Genomic DNA, 9,519 nt, shown 5'->3' on the forward strand with positions numbered 1-9,519 from the left:
ATCAAATTGAACCTATGAAAAACTATTATCAGGAAGGCTTTTCAGCCTGTTTTTAAAAATCGGGGACCGTCTGGAAAAACAGTCCCCCGGGTATTCCGAATCAATCGCAGCATAAATAATCTCTCTGCACCGGTAGGTTTAACATATGGCTATATATAAACAATATGAGGGTATGCACCTCCATATTGGTGATTCCGGTAATGGGGACCGTTTAGAAAAACGGTCCGGCGCTTAAAGCTTCCATCGTATGTTGCACTCCAATAATGTTTCATATAAAAAGTTTACAGGATCAAAAATCAGGGGACTACCTGAATAAGCGGTCCCGTTAAGCAAGCGTCGCAAGAACTTCAACTAAATGTTCTGTCTGAATTTGAATTTACCGGACTGCCTGGAAAAGCTGTCCGTTCTCTTGTAGTACTATCACCCCATGTGAAAGTATTTGATTGGTTAACTGTAGCCGGGAACAAACAATGAATACCGTAGCTGCAAGTGTGCATGCCGTTCCCCTACAGGTAAACCGGTAATACCAGGTCTGACCAGTTGCCGGCTTGTTAATGCCGGCCCACACATTGATTCCTATGCCAGTCTGTTTTGTCGGCTGATCAGGACCTGGCATGCCGGAAGCAACAGTTGTTCTGTTAATTCAACATAAAAGAAAATAACTGGTAATGATAATGCCCCAGAAATGTACACGTTTGAAAATGCCTGTTGAACAAAAAAGATTGCATTTGGGTTAATTTTCGTTATCAATAAATAATACATGGAATAGCCAGCTATTTAGCGGCACCAGTAATGGTTGAATAACCTGTATTTTGCATCCGGGTTAACTGTGCCAATAAGGTTATAATAATGCTCAGGACAAAAAAAACAGATTTTCGGTAATTGCATTCAACGATATATTCATCGTGATAATGCAAAGATAGGTTGCTATCATTCCCCGAGAACAGGTTCTGCTCTCATTATGAGAATGAACAATTCTGAACGGCACAAAAAAATGCTGAATAAAATGAACAATGGCAATTAAAAAAATATTTTGTATAAATATCATATTCCGGTTGTCAGAATAATGAATCAACCGTATATTCATTAGCATATTTACATACATCCTTTAACGTTAGTTATTCTATCTTATGCAGCAACAAATTACAGGCGCTTTTTACGGTATCGCTATTGGTGATGCGCTGGGCGTACCGGTAGAATTTAAAACACGCAGTTATCTCTCGGAAAATCCCATTACCACGCTCACCGGATACGGGTGCTGGAACCAGCCACCGGGAACATTTTCAGATGATTCTTCCCTTACTTTCTGCACAGCTGAAAGTCTCATTGCAGGTTATAATCTCCAAAACATGGCGAATACATTTGTTCGCTGGTTATCGGAAGGCTACTGGGGCGCACATAACGAAGTATTTGATATTGGGCATACCACCCGCCGCGCATTGCAACGGTGCGCCACAGGCACTTCTCCGCTGGTAAGCGGCGGCTTCGAGGAGTTTGAAAACGGCAACGGGTCCCTGATGCGGGTAATGCCTCTCGCTCTTTTTCTTCTCAATGAAAATGATATTCATGCCCGCTACCAGGTTACCAGGGAAGTATCCGGCATTACGCACCAACATTTCCGGTCGGTACTGGGTTGTTTTATTTATGTTGAGTTCCTGCGTGCACTGCTGTCTGCAAAAAATCCCGGGGAAGCCTATTTACAGATGCAACGGAGCGTAAATGCCTACCTCGGCACCCAACCATTCAACCCCGCAGAAATAAAGCTTTATGAACGTGTTTTACAGCAAAATATAGCCGAAATACAGGAACAGCAGATTATCAGCTCCGGCTACGTGGTTTATACCCTGGAAAGTGCACTCTGGTGCCTGCTCAATACATCCAACTACCAGGATTGTGTGCTCAGCGCCGTGAACCTAGGCGGAGATACTGACACTACCGGTGCTGTGGCCGGCGCCGCAGCGGGTCTCCATTATGGTTTTGACAAGCTCCCGGCCCAATGGGTCAGCCAGGTCGTAAAATCGGCAGAAATAGGAAATCTTGCCAACCGGTTTATGGCAGCCATCAACACCGCCAGCACCCAATAACCGTTCCGGTAAACCGGCCGCATTTTTGCATTATAAGGTATTAGTTAAACTTCAGCCTCTCTTTACCGTCTAATTAGTGACAGAAAAGAGATACTGAAGAGACGATTACCAAATGTTAAAGAAATGAAAAACAGATTCTATATACTGTTTGTGCTGGTTGGCCTGCTGGGCACATTTACAGTAAATAATGCCAACGCGCAGCGTGTTAGTTCAGGCCAGGGCGGAAGCCGTGGGGGCGGCGCCCACTTCAGCAGAGGCGGAGGATTCCATTCCGGTGGCAGCGGCAGGGTGTATACCTCGCCCCGTTTATATTCTCCCCGCGTAGTGGCCCCGGTTAACAGGGGTTATTATCACGGTTACTACCGCCCCGGACATGTTTATTACAGACGTCCCTGGTACCGCCCGTACTACAACCCATTCTTTCCTCCGTTAGGATTATATGTTTCCTCTCTGCCTTTCGGTTATTTTAGTCTTGGCGCCTCCTTTGGCCCCATGTACTATTACGGGGGAACGTATTACCAGTCTACCGGCGATTCCAAAGGCTATAAAGTAGTGGAAGCTCCACTTGGCGCTGCTGTACCTGACCTGCCGGAAGGTGCACAGGAAATACAGGTAGATGGAAACACCTACTATGAACTGAATGGCACCTATTACCAGGAGTCTATGACAGATAACGGCAGACGTTATATAGTTGTGGGCAAAAATGGTAAAATAGGCGACAAAACGGTAACCATCACCGATGACCAGGGAAATAACAACAACCCCGACAACGGAGCCGGTAACACAGACATGATTTCACAGTTGCCGGATAACTGCCGTACCGTGAATATCAACGGTCAGCAGTACTTTTTATCACCAGACGGCATGTACTACCAGTCTGTTCTGAACAGCGATAATTCTATCGCAGGATATAAAGTGGTTGGTAAGATGAATGCCGATAATTAAAACAATATAGTTATTCAGCTTAACACGGAGCCGGTTTCACACCGGCTCTTTTTTATTTCCGGAACAGCTGTTACCAACTGCTGCTGGCGCCGCCTCCCCCCGAAGATCCGCCACCCCAGCTGGAAGAAGACGACGAAGAAGAAGAAAAAGAACTACCGGACGAGGAAGATGAAGATTTGGATATTTTCGGAATAATAAACTGGTAATCGTGTGCATAAGCACAGAAGGCGCATACATACTCCCTGATTCCCCATCCCTGCGATGACGTAGTGGCGCGCTGTTTAGTCACCGTTTTTTTGCATTTATAAGTCTTATGCTTACAGGAAGGACAATCCGTAAGCCCCGATCTCATATTGGTGTAATTCAATACCGTTTGGGTATTACAGGTATCGCAGCGCCACACGTCATAATCTACAGATTCCAGCTTTTCCTCCATCACCTGCCCTTTATCCAGGTAGGTATTATCTGCTGTTTCGTCCAGCTTATGCATGGGATGCGAGCATTGCGGGCAGTCGTATACATCATTCCGCAAATGATTGAGCCGGTATTGCAGCCATTTCAGGTAGAACCATAAATACGGTACAGGGAACACATAACCTGCAATCCGCAGATCACGGCGTAACACCTCCAGCCGGAGCCACTTCAGATGCCGGTCGTCATTCCTCAGCATCATCGCCGAACGGACGGCAATCAGCAGCACAGCTACGTGCATAAATGCCAGCCATACCAGGTAATAGATCAGGAATACTTTCAGGAATCCTACATCCGTATGCCGTTTGGTAGTTATGTAATAAATGATATAAAATGCAACAGCGTGAATAATAATCAGCCCTGTCCAGCGGGGACGCAGGAACTCATTGGGAATGGCCGACATTTTCAATGGTTCCGCATCCATGTCACTCTCTTTTCGTTTGACCTTTTTCCCAAAAAAAACATGCATCATGGCCGCCGAAGCAAATAACCAGAATATCACGGAGGGGATGGAAAAATCCCCTGTATAGTTGTTGGAAGCAGAATTGGTGGGAATATCTGTTTGAGCGAACGACTGCGGCGCTACATCTATTGCGTCTGCCGGCGCCGTTGCCGTAGCCATGTCAACTCCGGCTACATCCGGTATATCGCTGGCCGCCAGGGGTGTATCAGCCACCGCGTATGCTCCGCCCCCCGGCACTTCCGGGCTGTTGGCCGCCATCATAGAGGCATCGGGCGGTGCAATATCGGGCAGCTTGTCGTACGCATAGTTGCCATTATTGAACAGGGAGGCCACAGACTTGATACCATCTGTAAACGCGGCATCATAGTTATGCTCCTTAATACGCGGGATCATATATTCCTGCTGAATGCGGAAACAAATGATATCGGGCATATCGGCTTCCAGTCCGTACCCGGTTTCAAACTCCAGCCGGCGGGCATCTTCCACCATCAACACCAACAGCCCGTTGTTCTTCTCCTTATTTCCGATCTTCCAGTAATTAAACAGCTTATGGGCAAAATCCCTCGATTCATTATCACCAATACTATGCAGTATTACCACCGCTACCTGCGCTTTGCCGGCGTTATCCAGCACCGATAGCTTTTCATTCAGCTCAGTTACCGCCGCATCAGAAATAAGATGATCGGGATTGCTTACATAGCCGCCACCGGATTTTTTTGGATCCGGTACATCTTCCACGCTGAACTTTGTTTTTTTACTTTGATCACATGAGGCCAGGAAACCGGTTAACAGCACCAGCAACAAACATCTGAATAAAAACGATTGATACTTCATCAGGATATTTTCTGTGCCGAAGATATGTTTATTTAATTTTTCCTTTCAACAGAAAAAAGTATTTTAACTGCTGATGAAACCTGTTATAAGTATAGGGTTAATACTATCCTGCCTTGCAGCTACCCGCAGTTTTGCCCAAACAAAACCTGCCGATACTGCTGTGAAACCGCCTGTACAATTGAAAACGGTAAATATTGTCCGCTATAATTTTTTTAAAGATTCTGCCGCTTTCCGGGAAGAGTACAGCAAAGAGATCACCTTCCGCCGTCCTAAATGGTATGAAGTTTACAAGATCACCGCAGTGGATATTCATAAGCTATACCAGGCAACCCAGTTTAAGAAGAATAAAAAAAAGATCGCCTTCCGGCATATGTTGCTTGACAAAGAACAGGAAATGTATATAAACAGTGTATATACTCCGTCGCTGGTAAATAAAGTAACCCGGCTTGACGGCGACAGCCTCCAACTTTTTATGCGGTACTACCAGCCGGACTATTCGTTTATAAAATCGGCGTCTGATTATGACCTCTATGCGGAAATAAAAAAGCAGTACGGGGCATTTATCAAAGGCCGCGACAGCCTGGTAGCCCGGCCATAGCACAGGATGGATATGAACGAACCCGGCTGCCCGGGCCATGATCTGTATGCTCAAGCATCCGCTCAATGCGCCGAAGCCGCCCTCAATCCAGTCCACCAGTTAAGATGCCAGCCAGAAAATACTTTGAGCGGTCCTTTCCTGCACACGGCGCCACCCGGCCATAAACCAGGTAGATCTTTGGGATCCGCTGCCGCTAAAAATACTATATTTCAGTATCCGTACGTTTTACTATTTCCCGCTATTATTGCGGTAATGGTAACTGCTGTGGCAAAGATTACATAAATTAGTGATCTCAAACCAGTTAACGTTGTTAGTTTTAAAGATTCTCAATACAGCTCACATGAAAAGGTTTTTCATATTGGTTGCCCTCCTCGTTCCGGTAGTACTTACCGCCCAAACGAAACTCAGTCAGAATGTTGCAGACGATTTCTCCGCACGGGTAGCCGCTCATTACCAGCTGCCGCACGACTCCATTACGGGGTATATTGCCGAACAGCTCACCCGCAGCGGTAATGCCGGCCTGGATATCGACTCTACTGTTTTTGACCTGAAAAAAGACCCGGTAGCCCTGGATGCTGCACTGAAATATCTTTACCAATACAGTGACTGCAACCGGCAGCGGTTTATTGCCAACCTGCGCAGTATGGGGCTTGAAACCAACAGCGTATTCCCCCTTGCCACCTACACCGCCAACAAATACAAGGGCGATGTAAAAGCCCTCCTGGAAGATAAAAAGGATTTCCTGGCCACCTACACAGGACCGGTAACCGGTAAAAAGCCACCTGCTACTATTGCAGAAGTTGCTGCCGCCAACCAGGCAGCAGCCAACGCACCTGCCGGTACCACCAGCGGTAATGAAAGTGCCGCCACTACGGGAACAGGCAGCACTGACGCCGCTACCCCGGCTGCTCCGGCTGCGGATACACGAAACTGGGAAGTGCGCCCGCTGTTCCAGGTACGCACGCCCGAACAACTGGTGGAAATGTACGGCGCCAACAATGTTACCCAGCATGATGCCATTAACCTCTCCGGCGAAAAAGACGGCGAAGCCTACCTGATCTACCCGGATACGGATAACGAACTTGAAGTGCAGTTTGACGGCGAAAATGGTAATATCCTGACTTTCTCCCATTATCCCTCCAAATGGAAATCACCTTATGGCATTAAAGCCGGTGATCCCCTGGATAAACTCATCAAGGTAAACGGCCGGCCTTTTAAACTGAATGCTTTCGAATGGACTAACGGTGGTATGGTAACCAGCTGGAACGGCGGCGCGCTGGAAGGCAAAAGCGTGATCATAGTGCTGAAAGCCAATAACACCGGTGATCCCAAACAATACGACCAGGCCACCGGCGACAAGATACTCCGCTCTGATATGCCGGCCCTGAAAAAGCTGGATGTAATCATCGAATCCGTAGCATTTAAAGCCGCGAATTAAGATATTGCTGAAAGTGCAGGCGGAAACTGACTTACGACCGGGCTCACCGGCAGGCCAGTTTTCCGCTTGCACTTTTCATTTGCACTGACTATCTTGTTTGTATGAAAAAATTTATATTATCCGGCAGCTTCCTTTTACTGGCGCTTACCAGTATTTCTATTCACATGAACGGACAAACGAAAAAATACCCATCGCTGAACCACATGGCGCTGTATGTAGTGGACCTGAAAATAAGCACTGAATTTTACAGGGATATTATCGGGCTTGAACAAATGGAAGAACCCTTCAAGGATGGCAGACACAGTTGGTTTAAAGTAGGCCCGCACAGCCATGTACACGTAATTTCCGGCGCAGCCAGGGCCACCACTCACGATAAGAATACCCATCTTTGCTTCAGTGTGCCCGATATGCAGGCATTCGTGAATGAACTTAAAAAACATAATATTGCCTTTGAAGACTGGCCAGGCAAAGCCGGCACCATCACCAAAAGAGTAGACGGCGTACAGCAGATCTATCTGCGCGACCCGGATGGATACTGGCTGGAGATCAATGATGATAAATATTGATCATACTATAATTACTGCAGCTCCGCCACCAACGTTTGCACATATCCGTTAAGTAATCATGAACAGGCTTCTGAAATCCCCCTTTTTTTCTTAAATTCATTAAAGAGAGTCTTTAGTCATACCCTGCTTTTTATGTCATTACTACTGAATGTTCCCAATACGGAAAAAGAGCATGCTGCATCTATGGGCGCCCAATGGGACCAGGTAGCAAATACCTGGTATTTGCCGGAAGACCGGTACGACCGGCTGATAGATATAGCCCGTTGGATACCCGAAAAGCATCCTGCTATCATCCTGCCCACTGAAATAAGTATTGTACACGCAGGCCGGCCCTGCTGGAAATGCCAGCATCACAACAGGGTGATAGCAATTGCCGGAAATTATTTTTACGAGAAAGATATGAATGAGCGGGATGAACTGGTATGGCTGGCCCAGGATTTCTTTACTATATTCCAGCAGGTATCTGCCATTTCTGAAAATCTTCAAACACTGCTGAATGATAACTATCCCCGTTATAAGCAGGCCTGGTCAAATACGCTGGGGGATCACTGCTGGTCTAACCACTGTGAATCCTGCAATAGCATCCAGGGCGACTGGTTCCTGTTCGATGAAGCAGGCAGCGTATTTAACCCCACCGAAAGAACGGAAGCCTCACGGCTGATGATCCGCAATTATACCCTGAAATACGCCCCCCTGATAGATGCAGTATACTCTCTGGGCGATCATGCGCGGCTTATTAATGAGTTTGCGGAAAGAACAGAACTATAGTTGTATCCTCGTTTTCAGGAAATCAAAATACCGGGGATCTTCTTCTGAAAAAATCTCCTCACCTTCCAGCATATAGGCCCTTAGCAGATATTCCAGCGATCGCTCCTGCTGGTTCAGCTCAAACAGGCTTTCTCCCAGGCGTAAATTCACAAAGCCGTTGGCCTGTGCATCCGGACCATTTAACGCGTCAAAAAAGTTATTGGCAGCCGCCTGGTAATCGTCTTTAAAATAATACATATCCCCTATGCTGGCATATAACCAGGTGCTGGCTTCCCAATGCTGCGCCGGTGGAGGCAGAAGTGCCAGCGCTTCTGAGAACCGGGCAATAGCGCCGTCAAAGTCATCCGCATCAGCCAGATCGTTGCCTGCCTCAGATAAAGCCTCTACCTGTTCGTAAATATCCGCGGGCAGCTCCTCCTCTACTACGGCAGCCAGGCCGGGAAATACATGCAGGTATTTTTCATCAACGCCTTCAAATATCCGCCCGGCAGACTTATGCATAGCGGTTGTAAAATACGTTTCCGCACCTTTCATATCCCCATTTTCAAACAGCGCCTTCCCCAGGATAAATTCACGTTCACCATCGTCCGGACGTGCAGGATCACATTGCTGTAATATGTTTGCCCAGCGCAACAATGCTGCACTATCTTTTAAAATAAGATAGGTTTCCGCAATAGCAAGGGCAATATCATAGCTTTCTCCAAACCCTTCTTTGGGAGCCGGCAATATTTCCCATGCCTCTTCCAGCTTCAGTGCATACCGCGCTGGATCATTGTTCGCGAACAACACCTCCGCTTCCTGCCAGATGGCTTCAATAGCAGCAACTATTTTCTGATCGGCTAATTCCATATATCCTGGTTTAAAATAAAGTTCCTGTACAAATGTTAAGCTGAAAATACCGGTAAGCGAATATTTGTTCACCTGTTATCAAAGCGGGGTTCAGATAATACCGCTTTCAAAGGAGCGTATTTCACGCCGTAATTTCTCTCCCTTGTATTCTTCTGCGAGCTGCAATCTTCTCAGCCCGATCTTTATATATTCTTCCTGCACTTCAATACCGGTACAGTTCCTTCCCAGTGCTTTGGCCACTGCGCAGGTGGTAAAGGTACCTGAAAAAGGATCCAGTATCCTGTCGCCGGGGTTAGAGCTGGCTTTAATAATACGTTCCAACAGCGCTACCGGTTTCTGCGTAGGATGGTTTTCATATTCATCCATGCGGTAGCGTACCCGCGGGAAGTCCCATACATTACCAGGCACCTTCTGCGTATTATAAGCTGCGGGTGTGCTTTTCCGGTAGTCGATCAGCTTTCTTCTGGCGCCTGTTTTTGCTTCAATCAGGATGTCTGCAGCAT

Annotated in this window: 9 protein-coding genes; 6 read left to right on the forward strand and 3 right to left on the reverse strand. The window is 46.9% G+C overall.

The genetic code is table 11. From position 1 onward, the window contains the following. The first annotated feature begins 1,130 nt into the window (after positions 1-1,130). Positions 1,131-2,084, forward strand: coding sequence for an ADP-ribosylglycohydrolase family protein (locus VN105_RS11400; RefSeq protein ID WP_325640917.1), 954 nt, complete (start codon positions 1,131-1,133; stop codon positions 2,082-2,084). 123 nt (positions 2,085-2,207) lie between these two features. Next, positions 2,208-3,029: a DUF6515 family protein gene (locus VN105_RS11405; RefSeq protein ID WP_325640919.1), complete on the forward strand. Its 822-nt coding sequence runs from the start codon at positions 2,208-2,210 to the stop codon at positions 3,027-3,029. Positions 3,030-3,099: 70 nt separating this feature from the next. On the opposite strand, the gene VN105_RS11410 is transcribed toward VN105_RS11405, so the two are convergent. Beyond that, on the reverse strand, positions 3,100-4,797 hold the full coding sequence (locus VN105_RS11410) for a TPM domain-containing protein (protein ID WP_325640921.1): 1,698 nt from the start codon (positions 4,795-4,797) through the stop codon (positions 3,100-3,102). 73 nt (positions 4,798-4,870) lie between these two features. Between VN105_RS11410 and VN105_RS11415 the strand changes: the two genes are divergently transcribed. From VN105_RS11415 to VN105_RS11430, 4 genes are all read left to right on the forward strand, one after another. Further along, positions 4,871-5,395, forward strand: coding sequence for a hypothetical protein (locus tag VN105_RS11415; protein WP_325640925.1), 525 nt, complete (start codon positions 4,871-4,873; stop codon positions 5,393-5,395). Between the two features lie 340 nt (positions 5,396-5,735). After that, positions 5,736-6,833 (forward strand): hypothetical protein, encoded by a 1,098-nt coding sequence (locus VN105_RS11420; protein ID WP_325640927.1) that lies wholly within the window; start codon positions 5,736-5,738, stop codon positions 6,831-6,833. A 101-nt stretch (positions 6,834-6,934) separates the two neighbouring features. Then, on the forward strand, positions 6,935-7,399 hold the full coding sequence (locus VN105_RS11425) for a VOC family protein (protein ID WP_325640929.1): 465 nt from the start codon (positions 6,935-6,937) through the stop codon (positions 7,397-7,399). 132 nt (positions 7,400-7,531) lie between these two features. Next, complete coding sequence (locus VN105_RS11430; protein ID WP_325640931.1) at positions 7,532-8,167, forward strand: DUF5710 domain-containing protein; 636 nt, start codon at positions 7,532-7,534, stop codon at positions 8,165-8,167. Here the strand turns inward: VN105_RS11430 and VN105_RS11435 are convergent. Together VN105_RS11435 and VN105_RS11440 are read right to left on the reverse strand one after the other, a co-directional pair. After that, positions 8,162-9,016, reverse strand: coding sequence for a hypothetical protein (locus tag VN105_RS11435; RefSeq protein WP_325640933.1), 855 nt, complete (start codon positions 9,014-9,016; stop codon positions 8,162-8,164). The genes VN105_RS11430 and VN105_RS11435 overlap by 6 nt on opposite strands. A 90-nt stretch (positions 9,017-9,106) precedes the next feature. Continuing rightward, positions 9,107-9,519: DNA methyltransferase (locus VN105_RS11440; RefSeq protein ID WP_325640935.1), on the reverse strand; the 413-nt coding region annotated here is incomplete at its 5' end.

The sequence above is a fragment of the Chitinophaga sp. genome, from assembly GCF_035564935.1.
Classification (GTDB): domain Bacteria; phylum Bacteroidota; class Bacteroidia; order Chitinophagales; family Chitinophagaceae; genus Chitinophaga.